23 protein-coding genes are annotated in these 20592 nt (G+C 37.1%); 14 read left to right on the top strand and 9 right to left on the bottom strand.

The features are described 5' to 3' along the window. Positions 1-2: 2 nt before the first annotated feature. On the bottom strand, positions 3-347 hold the full coding sequence (locus tag Q0Y61_RS04035; RefSeq protein ID WP_297811759.1) for a hypothetical protein: 345 nt from the start codon (positions 345-347) through the stop codon (positions 3-5). Further along, entirely contained in the window at positions 347-580 is a 234-nt protein-coding gene (locus Q0Y61_RS04030) for a hypothetical protein (RefSeq protein WP_297811756.1), read from the bottom strand. The genes Q0Y61_RS04035 and Q0Y61_RS04030 overlap by 1 nt, the downstream gene beginning before the upstream one ends. Positions 581-717: 137 nt before the next feature. On the opposite strand from Q0Y61_RS04030, the gene uvrB reads away from it, so the two are divergent. Further along, on the top strand, positions 718-2685 hold the full coding sequence (gene uvrB / locus Q0Y61_RS04025) for an excinuclease ABC subunit UvrB (RefSeq protein ID WP_297811753.1): 1968 nt from the start codon (positions 718-720) through the stop codon (positions 2683-2685). Positions 2686-2707: 22 nt separating this feature from the next. On the opposite strand, the gene Q0Y61_RS04020 is transcribed toward uvrB, so the two are convergent. Further along, positions 2708-2857, bottom strand: coding sequence for a hypothetical protein (locus Q0Y61_RS04020; protein ID WP_297811750.1), 150 nt, complete (start codon positions 2855-2857; stop codon positions 2708-2710). Positions 2858-2944: 87 nt separating this feature from the next. Here Q0Y61_RS04020 and Q0Y61_RS04015 point away from each other — a divergent pair, with 87 nt between their 5' ends. Both Q0Y61_RS04015 and Q0Y61_RS04010 read left to right on the top strand, forming a co-directional pair. Further along, positions 2945-3994, top strand: coding sequence for a type II asparaginase (locus tag Q0Y61_RS04015; RefSeq protein WP_297811746.1), 1050 nt, complete (start codon positions 2945-2947; stop codon positions 3992-3994). Positions 3995-4156: 162 nt separating this feature from the next. Beyond that, entirely contained in the window at positions 4157-5218 is a 1062-nt protein-coding gene (locus Q0Y61_RS04010; RefSeq protein WP_297811743.1) for an SLAC1 anion channel family protein, read from the top strand. A gap of 62 nt (positions 5219-5280) precedes the next feature. On the opposite strand, the gene Q0Y61_RS04005 is transcribed toward Q0Y61_RS04010, so the two are convergent. The 6 genes from Q0Y61_RS04005 to Q0Y61_RS03980 are packed head-to-tail and all read right to left on the bottom strand — an operon-like array spanning position 5281 to position 11711. Then, complete coding sequence (locus Q0Y61_RS04005; protein WP_297811738.1) at positions 5281-7344, bottom strand: ribonuclease J; 2064 nt, start codon at positions 7342-7344, stop codon at positions 5281-5283. Positions 7345-7356: 12 nt separating this feature from the next. Further along, complete coding sequence (gene rsmA, locus Q0Y61_RS04000) at positions 7357-8157, bottom strand: 16S rRNA (adenine(1518)-N(6)/adenine(1519)-N(6))-dimethyltransferase RsmA (protein ID WP_297811735.1); 801 nt, start codon at positions 8155-8157, stop codon at positions 7357-7359. 51 nt (positions 8158-8208) lie between these two features. Then, positions 8209-8844 carry a prepilin-type cleavage/methylation domain-containing protein gene (locus Q0Y61_RS03995; protein ID WP_297811732.1) on the bottom strand — a complete coding sequence of 212 codons (636 nt, stop codon included), beginning with the start codon at positions 8842-8844 and terminating at the stop codon, positions 8209-8211. 40 nt (positions 8845-8884) lie between these two features. Continuing rightward, on the bottom strand, positions 8885-10060 hold the full coding sequence (locus Q0Y61_RS03990) for a hypothetical protein (RefSeq protein ID WP_297811728.1): 1176 nt from the start codon (positions 10058-10060) through the stop codon (positions 8885-8887). A 17-nt stretch (positions 10061-10077) separates the two neighbouring features. Further along, the gene (gene ilvA / locus Q0Y61_RS03985; protein WP_297811726.1) at positions 10078-11286 is read right to left on the bottom strand and encodes a threonine ammonia-lyase; all 1209 of its coding nucleotides are present in this window, start codon (positions 11284-11286) and stop codon (positions 10078-10080) included. Beyond that, complete coding sequence (locus tag Q0Y61_RS03980; RefSeq protein ID WP_297811723.1) at positions 11283-11711, bottom strand: CoA-binding protein; 429 nt, start codon at positions 11709-11711, stop codon at positions 11283-11285. The genes ilvA and Q0Y61_RS03980 overlap by 4 nt, the downstream gene beginning before the upstream one ends. Positions 11712-11908: 197 nt before the next feature. Here Q0Y61_RS03980 and hisD point away from each other — a divergent pair, with 197 nt between their 5' ends. The 11 genes from hisD to Q0Y61_RS03925 are packed head-to-tail and all read left to right on the top strand — an operon-like array spanning position 11909 to position 20586. Further along, positions 11909-13210, top strand: a complete 1302-nt coding sequence (hisD, locus tag Q0Y61_RS03975; protein ID WP_297811719.1) for a histidinol dehydrogenase — start codon at positions 11909-11911, stop codon at positions 13208-13210. A 10-nt stretch (positions 13211-13220) separates the two neighbouring features. After that, positions 13221-13487 (top strand): DUF2018 family protein, encoded by a 267-nt coding sequence (locus tag Q0Y61_RS03970; RefSeq protein WP_297811716.1) that lies wholly within the window; start codon positions 13221-13223, stop codon positions 13485-13487. Positions 13488-13529: 42 nt separating this feature from the next. Continuing rightward, positions 13530-13988 carry a hypothetical protein gene (locus Q0Y61_RS03965; protein WP_297811712.1) on the top strand — a complete coding sequence of 153 codons (459 nt, stop codon included), beginning with the start codon at positions 13530-13532 and terminating at the stop codon, positions 13986-13988. Then, positions 13966-14886 (top strand): polyprenyl synthetase family protein, encoded by a 921-nt coding sequence (locus Q0Y61_RS03960; RefSeq protein WP_297811709.1) that lies wholly within the window; start codon positions 13966-13968, stop codon positions 14884-14886. Before Q0Y61_RS03965 ends, Q0Y61_RS03960 begins: the two co-directional genes overlap by 23 nt. 8 nt (positions 14887-14894) lie before the next feature. After that, positions 14895-16226, top strand: a complete 1332-nt coding sequence (hemA, locus tag Q0Y61_RS03955; RefSeq protein ID WP_297811706.1) for a glutamyl-tRNA reductase — start codon at positions 14895-14897, stop codon at positions 16224-16226. 13 nt (positions 16227-16239) lie between these two features. Beyond that, complete coding sequence (locus Q0Y61_RS03950; RefSeq protein WP_297811702.1) at positions 16240-17979, top strand: proline--tRNA ligase; 1740 nt, start codon at positions 16240-16242, stop codon at positions 17977-17979. Then, positions 17970-18389, top strand: coding sequence for an FxsA family protein (locus Q0Y61_RS03945; protein WP_297811698.1), 420 nt, complete (start codon positions 17970-17972; stop codon positions 18387-18389). The genes Q0Y61_RS03950 and Q0Y61_RS03945 overlap by 10 nt, the downstream gene beginning before the upstream one ends. Before the next feature lie 9 nt (positions 18390-18398). Next, positions 18399-19337, top strand: coding sequence for a hydroxymethylbilane synthase (gene hemC / locus Q0Y61_RS03940; RefSeq protein WP_297811695.1), 939 nt, complete (start codon positions 18399-18401; stop codon positions 19335-19337). Then, the gene (locus Q0Y61_RS03935; RefSeq protein ID WP_297811692.1) at positions 19337-19480 is read left to right on the top strand and encodes a hypothetical protein; all 144 of its coding nucleotides are present in this window, start codon (positions 19337-19339) and stop codon (positions 19478-19480) included. Before hemC ends, Q0Y61_RS03935 begins: the two co-directional genes overlap by 1 nt. Next, positions 19470-20252: a glycosyltransferase family 8 protein gene (locus Q0Y61_RS03930; protein WP_297811882.1), complete on the top strand. Its 783-nt coding sequence runs from the start codon at positions 19470-19472 to the stop codon at positions 20250-20252. Before Q0Y61_RS03935 ends, Q0Y61_RS03930 begins: the two co-directional genes overlap by 11 nt. Beyond that, entirely contained in the window at positions 20242-20586 is a 345-nt protein-coding gene (locus Q0Y61_RS03925) for a hypothetical protein (protein ID WP_297811689.1), read from the top strand. Before Q0Y61_RS03930 ends, Q0Y61_RS03925 begins: the two co-directional genes overlap by 11 nt. Positions 20587-20592 lie beyond the last annotated feature (6 nt).

The raw sequence follows: 20592 nt of genomic DNA, 5'->3' as shown, positions 1-20592 counted from the left end.
AATTAATTGGATTTCACTTGAGTTGAAACATCATTGCATCGCGATAGTTGCGTGTATTCTCCATTATTGCTTGGAGATTCTATATTTTCTTTCGCCTCTTTTATTTCTTGGGGATTGTTAAACTCTATGGGATTGGAGTTCATTTTTAAATTAGCTTCTAAAATTGTAGTTTTTAGCACATTGTTAATTTCAGAATATTCTAAAAATGTGCGCAAGAGGTCGCGAGGATTGATATTGTTAGACTCATCTGCTAAAGACTTTAAACTTTCTAATGTCGCCGTCGAAATCTCACTTGTTGGAATATCATAGTAGCGTCCCATAATGCAGACGCGAAAAATATCACTCATTAGCGACCAAGAACATTTTGAATTTTACTAAGCACGTTTTCTAATTCACGTTCTTTTGTGCCAATTTCATCATAAAGCGAACTAATTTCACTATTTTTGGCTTCATTCTCGGCTTTTAATAGCACGATTTGCTGACGCAAAGATTGATTTTCATCGCGTTGTTTTTGCAATTCATCTATTAGCATATCAATGCTTTCTAAGAGTTTGCTTGAGAGATTTTTTGCTTCTTCCATCAATCATTTCCTCTATCAAATTAAAAATATTAAGCTTTTAATTTTAGCATTATTTTAAGCAAATTCATTCAAAAACGCAAGATTTCTAAGGAATCTTATGCGAAAATTCCACTTTTAATTTTGCTTTAGGCTTAAATATGTTCAAACTACACTCTCCTTTTAAACCCTCTGGCGACCAACCAGAAGCAATTAAAATTCTAAGCGAATTGATACGCAAAGGCAGTCAATATCAAACACTCATTGGTGTAACAGGTAGTGGCAAAACCTTTTCTATGGCTCACATTATAGAATCCCTACAAATTCCTGCCTTGATTATGACGCACAATAAAACTCTAGCAGCGCAACTTTATAGCGAATTTAAAGGTTTCTTTCCTAAAAATCACGTAGAATATTTTATCTCTCATTTTGATTATTATCAACCAGAAGCTTATATTCCACGTCAAGATTTGTTCATTGAAAAAGATTCTAGCATTAATGAAGAATTAGAGCGTCTGCGTCTTTCTGCTACGACTTCCCTTTTAGCCTATGATGATAGCATTGTAGTCGCTTCTGTTTCTGCAAACTATGGCTTAGGAAATCCACGAGAATATTTAGAAATGATTGAAAAGTTTGAACAAGACAAACAATATCATCAAAAATCCCTTTTACTGCGTCTCGTTGAAATGGGATATAAGCGAAATGACAATTTCTTTGATAGGGGAGATTTTCGCGTCAATGGCGAAGTGATAGACATATATCCCGCTTATAGTGAGGAAGAAATTTTGCGTTTAGAGTTTTTTGGTGATGAGTTAGAATCTATTAGCCTTTTGGATTCTGTGGATAAAAAATTACTAAAAAAACTAAATTCTTTCGTCCTTTACGCAGCCAATCCGTTTATCGTAGGAGAAGAAAGGCTTAAGAATGCTATTAAAAGCATTGAAGAAGAGCTTGCAAGCCGACTAACCTTATTCAAATCACTCGGTAAAATGGTAGAATATGAACGTTTAAAATCTCGGACAGAGTTTGATTTAGAGATGATGAGTGCTACTGGAATTTGCAAAGGCATTGAAAACTATGCGAGACACTTAACAGGCAAACAGCCCGGAGAAACACCTTATTCTCTATTAGATTATTTTGAGCAAAAAAACAAACCTTATTTGCTCATTGTAGATGAAAGCCACGTGAGTTTGCCTCAATTTGGCGGAATGTATGCGGGAGATAGAAGCCGCAAAGAAGTGCTAGTAGAATATGGATTCCGCTTACCTAGCGCACTAGACAATCGTCCTTTAAAATACGAGGAATTTATCCATAAAGCCCCACATTTTTTGTTTGTTTCTGCAACCCCTGCACAAAAAGAGCTCAATTTAAGTGGCGCACACATAGCAGAACAACTGATTAGACCCACGGGATTATTAGACCCTATTTATGAAGTGCTAGAGGTAGATAGACAAGTAGAAATTCTCTATGATAGAGCAAGAGAAGTGATTGCCAAAGGCGAGCGTGTGCTTGTAACTGCACTTACCAAAAAAATGGCGGAAGAGCTAACAAAATATTACAATGATTTAGGATTAAAGGTGCGCTATATGCACAGCGATATTGATGCAATTGAACGCAACCAAATTATCCGTGCTTTAAGGGCAGGAGAGTTTGATATTTTAGTCGGAATCAATTTACTTCGCGAAGGATTAGATTTGCCAGAAGTTTCTTTAGTAGCAATTTTAGACGCAGATAAAGAGGGATTTTTACGAAGTGAGACAAGTTTGATTCAGACAATGGGACGTGCGGCTAGAAATGTTAATGGACGTGTGTTGCTTTTTGCCAACAAAATTACCCCCTCAATGCAAAAAGCTATGGAGATTACAGATTATCGCAGAAACAAGCAAGAATCCTATAACAAAGCGCATAACATCACGCCACATAGTGTTTCAAGAAAACTTGATGAAGATTTAAAAAACCAAGATTTAGGAATCCTTTATGAAAAAGCTAAAAAAGAGAAAATGCCCAAAACAGAGCGTGAAAAACTTGTCAAAGAACTAAGCCATCAAATGCACGAAGCAGCCAAAAAACTAGAATTTGAAGAAGCGGCGCGATTACGAGATGAAATCGCCAAATTAAGAGTAATGTAAAATTGCTCTTAAATCGTAAATATTAATATTTTTCGTGCAAAGTATTGGAACATTCCGCACCAAAGCGAAGCACTTTAGCAATTTCCTTTCCCAGTTTATTTGTAATGACTTCTACTTCGCCTTTTGGATTCTCTAAAGATTTTGAAAATCCAATGAAAACCAACTGATGCACTTTTGCAATACTTTTAAGATTAGAACCAAATAATAAAATAATTTTGATATAATTCTCAAGAATTTTTAATTCTAAAAAGGAGTAAAAATGAGAAAGTTGTTTTTTGGAGTTTTGCTTATGCTAGGAGCAAGTATGATGGCATTCGCCAAACCAAATATTGTCATTTTAGCAACAGGTGGCACGATTGCTGGAGAAGCAAAAAGCGACCTTGCAACCACAGGCTATAAAGCTGGGAGCTTAGGAATTGAAGTGTTAATTAATGCCGTGCCAGAATTAAAAAATATTGCAAATATCAGTGGCGAACAAGTTGCAAACATTGATAGTTCTAATATGACCGACCAAGTTTGGCTAACACTTGCAAACAAAGTTAATTCTCTTTTATCAAATTCAAATGTAGATGGAATCGTTATTACGCACGGGACAGACACGATGGAAGAGACCGCCTACTTTTTGAATCTTGTGGTTAAAAGCAATAAACCCGTTGTTTTAACAGGAGCAATGAGACCTGCAACTGCTATTAGTGCAGATGGACCCAAAAATCTCTATAATGCTGTGAGTCTTGCTGGAGACAAAAATGCTAGAAACAAAGGCGTAATGGTAGCTATTAATGATAAAATTTATAGTGCGCGCGAAGTGAGCAAAACTCATACTTTAAATGTAGAAACCTTTAAAGCGCTAAATAGTGGAGAAATCGGTTATATTGTAGATGGAAAGGTATTTTTTAATTCTCTTAGCATCAAACCTCACACAAAAGATTCCCCTTTTAATGTTAAAGGTTTGAAAGAATTGCCTAGAGTAGATATTATTTATACTTATTCTAATGATGGCTCAAAAGTAGCGGTAGAAGCATTTTTAAATGCTGGAACAAAAGGATTAGTTGTTGCAGGAAGTGGCGCAGGAAGCATTCATCAAAATCAAAAAAGCTATCTCATTGAACTTTTAGCACAAAAAAAGCTTGTAGTAGCAAAAAGCTCACGCGTGGGTTCTGGATTAGTGCCACTTAGTGAGGAAGAAGTTCAACAAGGATTCATTAGTGCAAACAATCTTAATCCACAAAAAGCCAGAGTTCTTTTGATGTTAGCTTTGACAAAAACAAACAATCCAAAAGAAATTCAAAAATATTTTGACCTCTACTAAAAATTAGTTTGCATTAACTTTCAAATGGTTAATGCAAAACTTTTTATGCAACCCTCTATTTACATTCATTAGAGCAAAATTCTTCAAAGATTCTGTAACTTTATCACATTATTCCTTGTTGCTTTTAGAATATACTTTCTCATTCATTTAATAAGGCTCAAAATGACAACTCCAAATCAAGAAACATCGCAAAAACCCGACATAACGACAGATAAGGAAAATTGGCTTTTACATTTTCCTATTATGTTTTTTGCAGCCATTATGGGTTTGGGAGGACTTGCACTTGTAGTAAGCAAAACACTAAAAACTTTTGAACTAGAAACAAACCTACTATGGTTTTCTAATGTGTTGAGCATTCTTAGCGTTATACTTTTTTGTGGAATTACTCTACTTTATTTAGCAAAGATACTTTTATATTATCCTGCATTTTTAAAAGAACTAAAACACCCTGTGCGCATTAATTTCTTTGCTGCTATTTCCGTGTCTCTTTTAATTATCTTGATGTTACTTTTACGCCTAACTTGGATTCCTCTATGGTTTGCATTTGCTCTATTTTATATCGGGGCATTTTTACAACTAATCTTTAGCCTTTATGTCGTGCGATTTTGGTTTATTAATGAAATGCAACAAAAAATGGCGAATCCTGCTTGGTTTATCCCTATTGTTGGCAACCTCATCGTGCCACTTGCAGGAGCAAATCTTAATTTACAAAACGAAAGCGGGTGGATTCCCTTTGAGATTTTGATCTTTTATTTTGGAATGGGAAGCTTTTTTTGGATTCTACTTAATGCAACACTTCTTATCCGCTTAGTTTTTGGAGAAAACTTACCACAAAAATTCTTACCCACTTTGTTCATTTTTATTGCCCCTCCTAGCATTTTTGCATTAGATATATTGGTTCTGTTTGAAAAATTCACGGATATTTCTACTTTATATGGAATCGCAAGTGCAAGTTTTAGTGTTGCCTTATTCTTTATGTTTTTAATGATAAGTCTTTTAAAAGTCTTTAGACAACTAAAATTTGCACTTTCTTGGTGGGCTTTTACCTTTCCAACCACAGCTTTTACACTTTGTGCATTGGAACTTTATGCTTTGGGAGGCTCTTTATTTTACGCATTTTTTGGAATCTTAGGCATTGTATTAAGTAGCATATTGGTCTGCATAGTAGCTCTTCGCACTTTACTTGCAATTAAACAAAGGCAAATTTGTGTTTTAGAAGAATAATAAATTTATTTCTAAAAAGGCTTAGATTTATTTTCCTAAATTCTAAACCTTTTTATAATTCACTATCTTAAATTCACGATAGGTAAAATCGTTGGATACTTTTTAAGTTTTTTAAACATTATTTTTCTCAACGCATTCCTGATTTCATTCTCCATACCCTTTTGACTATTATATAATTCTTTTTTACAATTTTTTACAAAAAGATTGCAAAACTCTTCAATCTCTTTATTGAATGCCATTGTATCCTTATTTGCAATAATCCCCATACTTTGAATGCGCGGTTTGGAAATAAGTGAATTTTTGGCTTTATTTAGCTCTAAATACACGATAAGAATTCCATTTTCTGCTAAATTTTGCCTATCCAAAATCACATCATTGGCAATCGTAGAATTGATTTGATTGTCAATATAAGTTTTTCCTGTTTTAACACTTCGCACTTTACGCAAATAATTATGTGCAACCTCTATTTGGTCTCCATCTTCCATTAAGTAAATGTTGCGTTCATCTACCCCGCAACTAATAGCCGTTTCTTTGTGCTTTAAGATGTGATTATATTCCCCATGCACAGGCAAAAAGAATTTCGGCTTCACAAGACGCAACATAAGCTTTTGCTCCTCTTGTGCTGCGTGTCCGCTTGTGTGAATCTCACTAAAGTCTTGATAATAGACTTTAGCGCCTGCTTTATTTAAGAAATTTAAGATATTAGACACTGAACCTTCATTGCCCGGAATTGCTTTAGCAGACAAGATAATTGTATCACTTGGTTTGATTTTAACGTGGCGATGTTCATCAGTTGCCATTCTATACAAAGCACTCATTGTCTCACCTTGCGAACCTGTGGTTACAATCAACACTTCTTCATCGGCATACTTTGCTACTTCGTGTGCTTCTATGAAAATATTCTGTGGTAAATCAATATAACCCAAAGTCCTTGCAATCTCCAAATTTTTTTCCATTGAACGCCCAATAACAGCAACTTTTCTGCCATATTTAAGCCCGTGATTAATTGCTTGATAAACACGATGGATATTAGAGCTAAAGGTACTCATAATCACGCGTCCTTTTGCGCGAGAGAAAAGCAAATCAAACGCAGGTCCCACACTCGCCTCACTTGGAGTATAACCATTTTTATGTGAATTAGTAGAATCACTAAGCAGTAGCAGCACTCCTTGCTCACCATAATATGCGATTCTGTTTAAGTCTGTTGGAAAACCATCAATAGGCGTATGATCAATCTTAAAATCCCCTGTGTGAAAAATCAATCCCGCTTCTGTTTTAATTGCCAATGCGCTAGAATCTACGATAGAATGTGTGATATGTATCCATTCAATCTCAAATTCCCCTATTTGAATGGGCTTGCGTTTCTCTACTGCGCGAAATAAAGAGCGAAATCTTTTTAATCCGTGTTCATCAAACTTAGAGCCAATTAACCCTAAAGGCAAAGATGTGCCATAAATTGGGAATTGGTATTTTTTAAAAAGATAGGGCATTGCGCCGATATGGTCTTCGTGCGCGTGGGTAATGATAATCCCTACAATCTTGTCTTTAATCACCTCAAGATAGCTAAAATCCGGCACTAAAATATCCACTCCGTGCAGACTATCGTCTGGAAAGCTCATTCCTGCATCAATGAGGATTGCAGAATTTTGCGTTTCAATCACAGTCATATTGCCACCAATCTCTCCTAAACCACCCAAAGGAGTAATACGCACTTTGCCATTTGGATTCACCTCAACTTGAGAGTGTAATGTAAGGGCGCTTTCGTGGATTTTTGCATTGAGTTCTACTGCTTTGCGTAACTCCAAATTAGACTCATTGATTTCTTTGTTACCATAGTTTTTATTATGTCTTGTGTGATTTTCTCTTGCTTCACCATTTGAATTATTTTGTCCATTCTCTTGCTTCTTAAAACGTGGATTATAGCGATTGCGATTCTGCACTCTTGAGTTTCTTGGCTTTTCTATCTCACCTGTCTCCTCTGTTTTTCTAGCTCTAAATCGGTGTTTATTTGGCTCACGATTCTCTCTAGCTTCTCCTTTTTCTCTCCTGTTTGTTTGATGATTTTCTTGATTTCTTTTTGTATTTTCTATCCGATTTGGATTTTCATTTGTTTTATTGTCTTCCATAACTTCCGCCTTTTATAAAATTTTCAAAAGTCGGTGATAATTTGGCGTATCAATCTCGTGAGGTCGTTTACTAGGGGCGATTGCTAAGGATTCTAAAGCATCTATAATCACTTGTTTTGGATAGTTTTTGCTTAGATTATTTAGAATCGTTTTTCTAGGCGCACTAAAGGCGACTTTTAAGAGAGATTCTAAATGTTCTAAATCCTTAAAACTTGGCGGATTTGCTACCTTTTGAAGCAAAAACACCGAAGAAGTAACTTTAGGTGGTGGCACAAAGGCGCTAGGTGGCACATCAAAAAGCAACGTTGCCTCTCCCACACTTTGTGTTAGTATGCTTAATGCGCTAAAATCACTTTCTCCACATTGTGCGCAAAATTTCTGCGCAACTTCTTTTTGTGTCATCACGACACAACCTTTAGATAGCGGGTCCTTGATAGCTTTTAGCACTAGTAAAGTCGCGATATAGTAAGGCAAATTAGAAATGAGAAAATAAGATTTTTCTCGCAAACTAATTCCCCTCCAACTTTCTAGCACATCGCTTGCCTCAAGGCACAATTGCCCACAATCTAGTGCCACTTGAAAACGTTTTTTTAAATGAGGAATCAAATCCTCATCAACCTCATAAGCAGTGATATGACCTAAGCTTAATAGCTTATTTGTTAGATCACCTAAGCCAGCCCCAATTTCTATTCGTTCTATTTCTTGGTTCATCTTGGGAATGGATTGGATAATCGCCTCTAGCACACTCTCGTCTTGTAAAAAGTTTTGTCCAAAATGCTTTTTTGCTAGATTTTGCTTATCAATGGCTTTCAAGCTATGTGCCTTAAAAAATAATTTAAATTGTAACACAATTTGAAAAAATTTTCAGCATTTTTTAACGATTCCACTTTCTAAAACACAAATTCCAACACTTTTCCCACTGCTACCTTGCAGTTCTAAACGCACCATTCCATTAGGAACAATCACTTGCTCATAAGGTCTTTTGCAACGTAAGAATCCTAACTCATTAAATAAGATTCTTCCGCCCTCACTCTCTCCACAACCCCCACTCATAGAAACAGATACGATTCCATAACGTTTAGTAATTGCCAAATCCCCTGCTCTTAAAGCGTTAGCAAACTTAGAATTATCATAATTATAGCTATTTAGATATTTACCATCTAAAGGGTCGCGTGCAATTTCTTGCGCATCTCTAGGGCGGTCATCAAAATGCTTTGTGCTAGCAGAACGTGCAGAATCACTATAAATATAATACGCATAACCAATATCTTGAAGTTTAGAGAATTGCAATCTCCAAAAAGATTCTGTCCATCGCTCCCTTTCTGCTACACAATTATCGCTTTGACAAAATGCACTTTGTGTGATTTGTTTCACACTACTTAAACTTAAAAATCGCGTGTAATTGAGATGTGCAATAATTTGATTTTGTGCTAGAGATAATTTAGAATCTGGAAACCAAGCATAACCCAACGCCAACAATGCACCCAATATTCCAATCACAAGCAAAACCTCTAATATGCTAAAGGCTTTTTTAAGGCATTTAATAGACATAAAAAGTTGTGATGACTTTATCATAGTAACGAATAGGGATTCTTAAAGCATTTTGCTTAGGATTTTCTGAAAGCATTAATCCACCTTTGGCAATTCCATAAAACTCCAAACGTTTCTGCATTTTATTTTCTGTTTTCACACTTTTGATTCCTTGAGATTTCAGCTCTTGTGCAAGTTCTTTTGCGACAAAATGCCGAGAAGCGAAATGTTCCTTTGCATTAGGAAAAAACACAAAAAGCGGTTTAGATAAAAATAACATTCCATTCAAAACAAGCAAAACCAAAAAAGCTACTAAAAATGGAATCGTATAGCGCACACGAAATTGTGGCAAACGCACACGCAATCCAGAAAAATAAAGGTTTGCCATTAAAGGGATTGCGACAATGAGCAAGGGGGCAAAAGATTCTGTCTGCACGCGTTGGCGTAAAGAAAGTAGCCAAATAAACCCCAAAGCAGTGCTAGCAATATACCAAACTAAGGGTCTTTTATTTTGATTAAAGTAACGATAAATTGTATATAAAAAATACAAAAACAAAAGAGGAGAAAAAATAAGGAGCAAATGCCCGTTACTATCCAAAAAATATCCGCTTGGGTGTCCGCCAATCCCTAATCCAAAAAAATACATATTTAATGCAAATAAACCAAGAGAAGAGAAAATCAAAGGAGTTTCTTTACGTTCAATTCCATAAAAAATTAATGCAACAAATACCAACGCAAAACTTTTATCCACAAATGCCATTACAAAAAGTAGCACATAAGGAATCGTTCCGTTCTTTTGCACCCAAACACACAAAACAAGCGTCAAAAAAATAATGATTCCGCTATTAGAAACCAAAAGTGCAGCTGCGTTTGTCCCCGGAAGCAAGAGAAATAATAATGCACAAAATAACGCATCACTAGGACGCTTTAAAAAACCTTTTGCAAAATAAAACATTAATAAAGCATTCCAAAGATGCAATAACAAAAAAGGTAGGCGCAAACCCCAATCATTCTGCCCAAAAAGACGCACACTAAAGTAGCTAACAAATCCCCCAAAATCGTGTGGATTAAAAAAATCCTGTGCCTCATCATAGCTGATACTAAGCGTGCTAGATAGCCACAAAAGTGCGCAACAGCTTAAGCAAAACAAAGCAAAAAGCCAAAAATAGTTGCGCGTTTGTTCCATTTTGATTGCAAGATTCCTTAAATTTCTACAAAAACATAGTCTTGACTTTTTAATTGCGCCCTTATGGATTCTTGGTGTTCTTTGCCTTTTGTTTCAAGCATAATGACAATGTTTGCATCACCAAAAGCAAGAGAAGTAGAAGTCCTATCAAAGTCAATCTTGACAATGTTTGCACCAAGAGTTGAAAGTAAATCACTTAATTTTTGCAAACTTCCGGGCTTGTCTATCAAGGTTACAGAAATTTGCATTTTGCGATGTGAGCGCACAAGCCCACGCTCAATGATGTTTCCAAGCATTGTTACATCAATATTCCCTCCGCTTAACACAAGCCCCAGAGATTCGTCCTTTTGCAGAGCAAACTTATGATGTAATACGGCTGCAACTACACTAGCCCCTGCGCCTTCTACAACCAACTTTTGGTTTTCTAGTAAATAAAGCACCGCATTTGCAATTTCTTCATCATCTACCATTACAACTTCATCTACGGATTCCAAAATATATTCAAAATTCTTAGTATTCACATCACGCACGGCGATTCCATCAGCAATTGTGCGCACAGAATCCGTGCTTTGGATTTCTTTTTTGTGATAAGAATAATACATTCCGGGCGCACCCTCTGCGACAACTCCAACAATGCGCACACTTGGTAACATTTGCTTATAAGCCGCTGCAATTCCAGCAATTAACCCTCCACCTCCAATGGGCACGACAATACTTGTGAGATGACTTTGTGCCTCAATCATTTCTAATGCCACCGTGCCTTGTCCTGCAATCACTTCTTCGTCAGCAAAAGGGTGAATAAATTGCAAATGATGTTTTTTTGCGTATTCCAACGCATAAGCATAAGCCTCATCATAATTGTTACCTTTTAAAATCGCCTCTGCGCCAAGCTCTTTTACTCCCATTACTTTGAGCAAAGGCGTCGCCTCTGGCATTACAATCACGCCCTTGATTCCATAATGTTTTGCGCTATACGCAACCCCTTGTGCGTGATTCCCTGCACTTGAAGCAATCACACCACAGGCACGCTCTTCCTTGCTTAACGAAGAAATTTTATTAAAAGCACCGCGCAACTTAAAAGAGCCTGTATTTTGTAAGTTTTCTTGCTTGACATACACTTTTGCTCCACAAATTTGGCTAAGCTTAGGAGCAAAGGCTAACTTCGTATGTTGCACAATTCCCTCTAATCGTGCCTTAGCGTCCATAATTTTAGCAAGTGGAATCATACAAATAACCTTTCATATTCAAGTTTGATACATAAATTTTCAACATACATTATCTTTGTATTCTCTAGCATTTTACGCGCCTGCGCATTTTGCAATCCTAATTGTACCCAAACACACTTAGGAGGATTTGCCAACTCCAACACTTCACGCGCAACCTCTAGCAAAGCTTCACTTTTGCGAAAAACATTCAAAATATCTATTTGCAACCCTACTTTATTTTGTGCTTCAAAGACTTCTTTAATGCTAGTATAAGCACACTCACCTAAAATCTCACCTCCTTTAGGATAAATAGGTAGAATCTTATAGCCTTTTTCTTGTAGAAATCGTGCGACTTTATGACTTGGTTTAGTTTGCTCTGGAGAAAGCCCAAGCACTGCAATAACTTTGGATTCTTTTAAAATCGTTCGCAATTTGGAATCTTGCATTCTATGCCTTTAAAAATTGATTACTAATTTTAACAAACTTTTATACAAATTTAGCCTAAAGCGACTTCTTTACATCAATCTAAAGAAAAAACAAGCAAAAAAGAACCTTTAAGCAAGCATAAGACGCAATTAAAATAAAATTAAATATATAAAAGCTAAAATGCCAAACTCTTAAAAATTGCAAGGAGTTTTCAAAAATGATTGCTTTGTTTAACAGCAAGGATTTGGATTTTAATATTCAATTTGAAAAAATACTAAAACGCGGTGCTATGGATATACAAAGCGTTGTAGAATGCGTTAAAGAACTATTAAACGCAATTAAAAATCAAGGACAAAATGCGATTATAGCGCAAGTGGCACAATTTGATAGTTGGAATCCGACTCGCTTTTCGGATTTACAAATCACACAAGAACAAATGCAAAATGCCTATGAAACCCTAGAAACTTCTTTAAAAGATTCCTTACAACTAGCTTTTGAACGCATTTATGCGTTTCATTCCAAACAAAAGCCCAAAACTTGGTTAGACTTTGAAGAAAATGGCAATATTTTAGGACAAAAAGTTACGCCTATGGATAGGGCGGGATTGTATATTCCCGGTGGCAAAGCAGCTTATCCTAGCTCACTTTTAATGAATGCGATTCCGGCACTTGTTGCAGGAGTGCAAGAAATCGTGGTTTGCACACCCACTCCACACAATGAACCCAATCCTTTATTACTTGCAGCTATGCACCTTTGTGGCATTAAAGAAGCCTATAAAATCGGTGGTGCAAGTGCCATTGGCGCACTTGCCTTTGGTGTGGAAAATCATATTAAAAAGGTAGATGTGATTACAGGACCGGGAAATATTTATGTCGCCACCGCTAAAAAACTTGTGTTTGGAGAAGTAAATATTGATATGATTGCAGGACCTAGTGAGATTGGAATCTTAAATGATGGCGAAGCAACAAGGGCGGATTATCTTGCTTGGGATTTGCTCTCTCAAGCAGAACACGATGAAATGGCAAGTTCCATTCTTATTACCACAAGTGAAAGTTTAGCAAAGCGAGTCGCACAAAAGATTGAAGAATTTTTAGCTACTTTGCCACGCAAAGAAATCACGACAAAATCTATCAATAAGCGCGGAGCAATCATCGTGGTGCAAAACATTCAAGAAGGCATTGCCTTGATGAATCAAATTGCACCCGAACATTTAGAATTGCTCGTTCAAAATCCTTTAGAGATTCTATCAGAAATTAAACACGCTGGAGCAATTTTTATTGGTGAAAACACTCCTGAACCCATTGGAGATTATATCGCAGGACCTAATCACACCCTGCCAACAGGTGGAAGTGCAAAGTTTTTCTCACCCCTCTCCACAGAGCATTTTATGAAAAAAAGCTCCATTATTGCTTTTTCCAAAAAAGGAATTATGCAAATGGGACAAGAGTGTGGAATCATAGCACATATAGAGGGACTAGATGCACATCAAAATGCTGTGCTTGCAAGACTAAAATCATAAAGGAATACCTATGGAACATATTTTAGAAGGTTTGCCACAAGAAAAATGGATTGAAATTATCTTTAATGCCTCACAAGGTTTAAGCGCACAAGAGCTTACGCGCTTACTAGAACGACAAGCAGCAATGGAGATTCTACTTGAAAAGCGTTTGGGCGAAATGTGGGAAGAAGAATTGGCTTATTTAACCCGTAGCGAGGAATCAACAGAAGAGATTCATCATCGGACACAAAACATTGCTATTGAATCTATGGGAAATATCTTAACGCAAAATGAATAGACATAATGCGGTATTACACTAAATGCCCAAATGGAATCTTAAATGAAAATGTTTTTATGCTTTAGTTTATCTGCATTCTTAAGCGCAATTCTAGGTATCTCAAACTTATTTGCCCCACCAGTATGGAAAGCAGAAAAGTTCCTTGAACTAAACAAAGATGAATTTTATCTTTTAACCCTACAAGCAAGAGAATCGGTTAAAACATTGTTTTTTCGTTGGACATTGTTAAAGAATGAGGGCTTGGTAATGCATCTAAATTACGATTCGTTCCCTCATCAATTTATTCTTTACCAAGACTATCAACGCAGATGCTATAAAATCCCTCTGCTCAAACCAGAGCAAAAATACTATAGCGAAGAACCCTTTTTTATGTTATGCTTCAAGGATTATCACCGCACCAAAAAAATTGCAACTTTGAAATATTATCTGTTTCAAGGAAATAGAGATTTTAATATCATTAATGAAAGGAAAGTGCCAAATGGAGGCTTTAGCGCACATTGAAACAAGAATCCAAGATTTTTTAAAAGAGTTAGAATCCCCGCTTGTGTTAAGCTTGAGTGCGCATTTGCAACAAGGTAAAATGCTCCGCTCTAAACTTGCACTTCACATTGCAGGTGAAAGCGAAGAGTGTATTTTGCTTTGTGCCATTATTGAGATGATTCAAACGGCTTCGCTCTTACACGATGATGTAATTGACAATGCACTTACAAGGCGCTCTAAACCCTCTATTAATGCGCTTTTTGGTGATAAAAACTCTATTATGCTAGGCGACATTTTTTATTCCAAAGCCTTTTGTGAGCTTACCACTTTGCAAGAAAAATATCCGATGATTCCACGCATTGTAGCCAATGCAGTAACAACCCTTGCAATCGGTGAAATAGAAGATGTAGAATTAGCAAAAAGCTTTAATCCTGATGAGACTAAATATCTCAAAATGATAGAACACAAAACAGCTATTTTAATTGAAGCCACAGCATACTCTGCGGCATTTCTGGCAGGAAAAAGCATAGAGGAAGCGCAAGGATTCCGACTCTATGGTCGCAATCTTGGAATGGCATTTCAAATCATTGATGATGTGCTAGACATTATTTCTGATTCCAAAACTTTGGGAAAGCCTACTTTAAGCGACTTTGAAGAGGGCAAAACTACCCTACCCTATATTTATTTATATAATGAATTAAACGATAGCGACAAAATGCGTTTAAAAAATGCGTTTAAGCAAGACTTGCAAACACAAGAACAAGATTGGATTTTAGAAAAATTGCAAGCAAAAGGCGCAATTACTAAAAGCATTACTTTGGCAAAACACTTGGGCAACAAAGGTATTGAAGCGATTGCTAATCAATCTTGTGATAAACTTATACAAATTATGCGCGAAATGATTGAACGCGACTTTTAAGGAAACCAATGGATTACTACATTTTAAGCTATTCGCATAAAAATACTGATATTACTATGCGCGAATCCTTAAGCTTGGATATAAAGAATCCTGCAACCAAAGAGTTTTTGCAAGATTTAGTTGGCAACAAATTCATAGACGAAGCGGTCATTCTTTCTACTTGTAACCGCATTGAATTTATACTAAATGTCCAAAATTCAGAAAAGGCGGAAGAATTTTTACTAGATAAACTAAGCAACTACTCCAAAGTCCCAATCAATGAGCTACAAACTCGTGCGGATAGCTATGAAAACTTAAGTGCGATTCATCATCTCTTTAGTGTGGCAAGCTCACTAGATAGTTTAGTCGTAGGAGAAACACAGATTTCAGGTCAATTAAAGAGTGCCTTTAAGTTTTCTTATGAATTAGGCTGTTGCGGCTTATATCTTTCCCGTGCAATTCATTTTGCCTTTCGTTGTGCAGCAAGTGTGCGTAACTCTACAAGTATTTCACAAAATTCTGTTTCCGTAGCAAGCACTGCTGTGGCTAAAGCAAAAGAAATTCTAGGGGATTTAAAAGACTGCTTTGCACTTGTCATCGGAGCAGGAGAGATGAGTAGCCTTTGTGCAAAGCATTTAATTAATGCAAATTGCGAAGTTTTAATCATTAATCGTGAAATCCAAAATGCCCAAAAAATTTGTGATGAGATTCTCTCTTCGCACCCAAGCGCTAAGATTCGTGCAGAGAGCTTCAAAGACCTTAGCCTCCATATCAATGGAATTCCCCTCATCTTTAGTGCCACAGGCGCACCCCATACGATTATCACTTGCGATATGATAGAAGCGAGAGATTGGAATCGCTATTGGTTTGATTTGGCTGTGCCAAGAGATATTGAATGTGAAATTATGGAAAAATTTAATGAAATCCAAATTTACGCCGTAGATGACTTAGAAGATATTGTGCGCAAAAATTTAGCCTTGCGTGAAGAACAAGCAAAAATAGCCTATGGAATCGTGGGACGCTCTACACAAGAGTTTTTTAGCTGGCAACAAAGCCTGAATGTAGAACCACTTATCAAAACAATCCGCGCCCTTGCTAAAGACGTTGCACTAAAAGAATTAAGCAAAGGAATCACAAAAGGTTATTTACCAAAGGATTATGAAAAAAACATTGAAAAGACTTTACACAACGCCTTTAATGCCTTTTTACACGATTTAACGATTAATCTAAAAACCATTGCTAACACACCCAAGGGCGATAGCGTAGTGGAATCCCTGCGATTCTTATTTGAACAAGAAACACAAGATAAAATGCTAGAATCCTACAAATGCGAATACGCACAAGATAAAACTCTACCTTAATCAAAGGAAAATTATGCAATTTTCAAAATTATTTCTCCCTACTTTTAAAGAAACTCCTAAAGATATTGTTTTAAAAAGCCACGAATATTTGATGCGTGGTGGATTTATCCAACAAATTGGTAGTGGAATCTATAACTTTTTACCACTTGGCAAACGCGTTTTGGACAAAGTGCGCCAAATTGTCAAAGAAGAAATGGACAATGCAGGAGCAAATGAAGTCTCACTTGGCTTTGTTACTCCTTCAACTCTATGGCAAAAAAGCGGACGATTGGAAAGATATGGGAAAGAGCTGTTGCGCTTCAAAGATAGAAAAGACAATGACTTTGTGTTAGGACCAACACACGAAGAGGTGGTTACAGAGCTAGTCAAGGCAAATATTAAAAGCTACAAACAACTTCCAATTCACCTCTACCAAATCAACCTCAAATTCCGCGATGAGATTCGTCCGCGCTTTGGGCTTATGCGCGCACGAGAATTTATTATGAAAGATGGTTATAGCTTCCATTCAAGCTATGAGGATTTAAAACACGAATTTGACCTTATGGAAACCACTTATAGTAGAATCTTTACGCGTTTAGGCTTGGACTTCCGCGCCGTCCTTGCGGACAGCGGAGCGATTGGTGGGAGTGGAAGTAAAGAATTTATGGTGCTTGCAAAGAGCGGAGAGGACACGATTTGTGTGTGTGATAGTTGTCAATATGGGGCAAACATAGAAGCAGCCACGCGCGTTAAAAAACTTCCAAACACAGAAGCTCCTGTCGCTTCGTTTGCCAAATTCCACACTCCAAAGGTGCAAACCATAGAATCTTTAAGCAAGTTTTTCAAGGTAGAACCTTTTTGGATGCTCAAGACAGTGGTAAAAAAAGCACTCTTTGATGGCGGAAAAAGTGCATTGGTGTATTTTTTCTTGCGTGGAAGTGATAATTTAAACGAAACCAAAGCCCTAAACGCCATTGCAGGTGCAAACGAACTTGTAGAAGCAAGCGAAAAAGACTTAAAAAGCGCAGGGCTTGCGCAAGGATTCATCGGACCTTTTGCCTTACGTAATCTCACTTCTAGCCCTTATATCTATTTTGATAAAGAACTAGAAAACGCCAACAATCTCATCTGTGGAGCAAATGAAACGAATTATCACTTTGTCGGCGTAGATTTAAGCACTTTTGAGGGATTGGAGTTTAAGGATTTGGTAGAAGTCAAAGAGGGGGATTTCTGCCCTGTTTGCAGAAAAGGCAAACTCTACTTTACAAAAGGGATTGAAGCGGGACATATTTTCCAACTTGGCACGAAATATTCCAGTGCAATGGAAGCGACATTTTTAGATGAGGAGGGCAAGGCAAAGCCCTTTATTATGGGTTGTTATGGAATCGGAATCTCACGGCTTTTAAGTGCAATCATAGAGCAACATCACGATGAGCGTGGAATGATTTGGACACGAGCTAGTGCGCCTTTTTGCGTTCATATCATCGTTTCTAATATCAAAGAGGAATCCCAAATGCAAATGAGTTTCAAACTCTATGAAACCTTGCAAAATGTAGGCATTGAATGCCTATTAGATGACAGAGCCGAGCGATATGGAGCAAAAATAGCCGATTTTGAATTGATAGGATTGCCCTTTGGAATCGTAGTAGGCAAAGGATTAGAAAAAGGTGAGATAGAACTCATAAAACGCGAGAATTTAGAAAAAGTTTGCTTAAATATTCAAGACTTTGACGCACTCATTTCCAAACTTCTTGAGGCTTTCCAATGCGATTAATTTTAGGCTTGATTTATTTGTTTTTGGAAGTTTTTATTACTTATAAAATAATTGATTTCATTGGTGTTTTAGGTTTTGTGCTAGAGATTATTATAAGCGCACTTTTAGGATTTTTTATTCTAGTAAATTACCGCTTTTTTCTAGGCGATGCGCTTGAGCGTCTTAGAGAGCGAGAGATTAGCTATGAAGCCTTTGTAGGTTCTAATATCTTTAGAATCCTTGGAGCAATTCTATTAATTTTGCCCTTTGGATTCACCGATATTTTAGGAATCTTAATGCAGTTTAGTGCGCTTGGATTCCTAGCCATCAAACCCTTTATAAAAAAATCCTCTTCTAATCCTACACCCTTTGATACAAGCAACAAGCCTCAAAATAGTGAAATCATTGATGTAGAAGTCATAGAAAAGTAAGGAGAAATAATGCGACAACTCATTATTGGGACACGTGGAAGTGTGTTAGCACTTTGGCAAGCAAATCATATCAAAGACCGCCTAGAAGCACAATACAAAGAGATAAAAGTAGAAATAAAAATCGTCAAAACCAAAGGAGATAAAATCCTAGATGTACCTTTAGCTAAAATCGGTGGCAAAGGGCTTTTTACCAAAGAATTAGAAGAATTTCTCCTAAAAGGCGAAATTGATTTGGCGGTGCATAGCTTAAAAGATGTGCCGGTAGATTTTGTAGAAGGCTTGGGTCTAGCAGCAATCACGAAGCGAGAAGATGTGCGGGATAGCTTTCTAAGCTTCAAATATCCTAGCATTGATGCACTCCCATTTGGCGCGCGTGTAGGGACAACTTCGCTTCGGCGTGTAATGCAACTTAGTGCCTTAAGGGCGGATTTAGAAACTCAAAGTTTGCGCGGAAATGTGCAAACAAGACTGAAAAAGCTTCAAGAGGGAGATTTTGACGCAATTATCCTTGCGCAAGCGGGAGTAAATCGGCTTGGAATCCACAAAGAAGTGCCATACATTCTCCCGCTAGATTTTATGATTCCGGCTATGGGACAAGCCGCATTGGGTGTAGAATGTAAAAAGGGAAGCGAAGCAGAATCGCTCTTGCAATTTTTAAACGATTCCAAAGCCGCCTTTGAAACAACCTGCGAGCGCGCATTTGTGCGCACATTGAATGGGGGCTGTCAAGTGCCTATTGGAGTGAATGCAGCCTTAGAAAATGGAATCTTAAAAGTGCGCTCCATTTTGGGCTTGCCTGATGGCACAAAGATTTTGCGTGAATGCCTAAAAGTGCAGGTAAAAACTCTTGGAGATTGTGAGCGTGTAGGTATGCAAATGGCGCAAGAGTTCTTACGACAAGGGGCAGAAAAAATTTTGCAAAAAGCGCAAAATTGGGAGTTTAAATAATGCAAAATTATCCAATCCTTTTAACCGCCACAGAAGACTATGTGCCTTTTACCGCTGTTCTTATTACAAGCATTATCCAAAATACGAATCAATTAATGGGGGGGGGGGCAAAACAAGCCTTACCACTTCCATATTTTAAGTGATTTTTTCTCAAAATCCACACAAGAAAAACTCCTCAAACTTCAATCCAAACTCTCTATAATCTACCCTTTAGAAATCACGATTCATTTGTGTGATGACGCGGAGTTCAGAGAAAACAATCTCCCAAAACTCAATGAAAATTATCTTTGCTTTTATCGGCTTCTCTTTGCAAGGTTTTTAGATTTTAGCGCGCAAAAAGTGCTTTATTTAGATGTGGATATAATTGTTCTAGGGGATTTGCGCGAGATTTTTGCTATTGATTTAGAGGATAAAGTCTGTGGTGTAGTGCTAGATTACAAAGCAAATCGTCTTTTAATGCCAAAGGCGAATCCCCACCCACCTTTGAATCTCTCCCGAGGATACTTTAACTCTGGCTTGCTCCTCATAGATGTGCAAAAATGGCGCGCGCAAGAGATAGAATCGCAAATCTTGCACTCTATGGATTCCTATCATTTCAAGGAACACGACCAAAGCATTTTAAATTATATTTTAAAGGACAAAGTCAAGATTCTGCCTTTATGTTGGAATGTTTTAGTCTATTATTTTGTCAATGCAAAAACCAAAGAGGAGGGAGGGAGATTCAATATCTCCTACACACGCAACCAACTAAACAATGCCTTAAAGAATCCCAAAATCGTGCATTACTACTTAGACCACAAACCTTGGAAAGACGATAAAATCTATGTGGATACTAAGGGTAAATTTCTAGGCAAAACTTGGTGGGATATTGCGCAAAAGACACCTTATTTTCACAGACGAACTTATGCAACTTAAGAAATCCGCCAGTCAAGCAAAGACTTTTCAAGCAGCTTTGGGATTCCTTTTATTAAAATTTGCGCGTCTTGGGCTTTATTTCTTAATTCCTATTTTAAGCTATTGGACGATAAAAAGATTGGATAGCAATCAATCTTCACGAGAGATTCCGCAAGGCGACTACAACCTTGCCATAGAAATAGGCAAAGAGGCAATCAAAGCCTACAACAAGGGCAAAGGGAGATTGCTTACCCTGCCTCTTAGAATCCTAAACTTGCAAAAAAGATTTCAACTTGCCAAAAAAGGAATTGGAGATTGCCACGATTCCACAAGTAAAATCCTACAAGAACGCTAAGCAAAA

This window comes from uncultured Helicobacter sp. (assembly GCF_947367035.1).
In the GTDB taxonomy this organism is placed as follows: Bacteria; Campylobacterota; Campylobacteria; order Campylobacterales; family Helicobacteraceae; genus Helicobacter_D.
The sequence above is the reverse complement of the archived record's forward strand: the minus strand, read 5'-3'. Positions and strand labels throughout refer to the sequence as shown.

Coding starts and splice junctions, on each gene's coding strand:
- Q0Y61_RS04035 (WP_297811759.1), bottom strand. CDS start 347: ATGAGTGATATTTTTCGCGTCTGCATTATGGGACGCTACTATGATATT.
- Q0Y61_RS04030 (WP_297811756.1), bottom strand. CDS start 580: ATGGAAGAAGCAAAAAATCTCTCAAGCAAACTCTTAGAAAGCATTGAT.
- uvrB (WP_297811753.1), top strand. CDS start 718: ATGTTCAAACTACACTCTCCTTTTAAACCCTCTGGCGACCAACCAGAA.
- Q0Y61_RS04015 (WP_297811746.1), top strand. CDS start 2,945: ATGAGAAAGTTGTTTTTTGGAGTTTTGCTTATGCTAGGAGCAAGTATG.
- Q0Y61_RS04010 (WP_297811743.1), top strand. CDS start 4,157: ATGACAACTCCAAATCAAGAAACATCGCAAAAACCCGACATAACGACA.
- Q0Y61_RS04005 (WP_297811738.1), bottom strand. CDS start 7,344: ATGGAAGACAATAAAACAAATGAAAATCCAAATCGGATAGAAAATACA.
- Q0Y61_RS03990 (WP_297811728.1), bottom strand. CDS start 10,060: ATGGAACAAACGCGCAACTATTTTTGGCTTTTTGCTTTGTTTTGCTTA.
- ilvA (WP_297811726.1), bottom strand. CDS start 11,286: ATGATTCCACTTGCTAAAATTATGGACGCTAAGGCACGATTAGAGGGA.
- Q0Y61_RS03980 (WP_297811723.1), bottom strand. CDS start 11,711: ATGCAAGATTCCAAATTGCGAACGATTTTAAAAGAATCCAAAGTTATT.
- hisD (WP_297811719.1), top strand. CDS start 11,909: ATGATTGCTTTGTTTAACAGCAAGGATTTGGATTTTAATATTCAATTT.
- Q0Y61_RS03970 (WP_297811716.1), top strand. CDS start 13,221: ATGGAACATATTTTAGAAGGTTTGCCACAAGAAAAATGGATTGAAATT.
- Q0Y61_RS03965 (WP_297811712.1), top strand. CDS start 13,530: ATGAAAATGTTTTTATGCTTTAGTTTATCTGCATTCTTAAGCGCAATT.
- Q0Y61_RS03960 (WP_297811709.1), top strand. CDS start 13,966: ATGGAGGCTTTAGCGCACATTGAAACAAGAATCCAAGATTTTTTAAAA.
- hemA (WP_297811706.1), top strand. CDS start 14,895: ATGGATTACTACATTTTAAGCTATTCGCATAAAAATACTGATATTACT.
- Q0Y61_RS03950 (WP_297811702.1), top strand. CDS start 16,240: ATGCAATTTTCAAAATTATTTCTCCCTACTTTTAAAGAAACTCCTAAA.
- Q0Y61_RS03945 (WP_297811698.1), top strand. CDS start 17,970: ATGCGATTAATTTTAGGCTTGATTTATTTGTTTTTGGAAGTTTTTATT.
- hemC (WP_297811695.1), top strand. CDS start 18,399: ATGCGACAACTCATTATTGGGACACGTGGAAGTGTGTTAGCACTTTGG.
- Q0Y61_RS03935 (WP_297811692.1), top strand. CDS start 19,337: ATGCAAAATTATCCAATCCTTTTAACCGCCACAGAAGACTATGTGCCT.
- Q0Y61_RS03925 (WP_297811689.1), top strand. CDS start 20,242: ATGCAACTTAAGAAATCCGCCAGTCAAGCAAAGACTTTTCAAGCAGCT.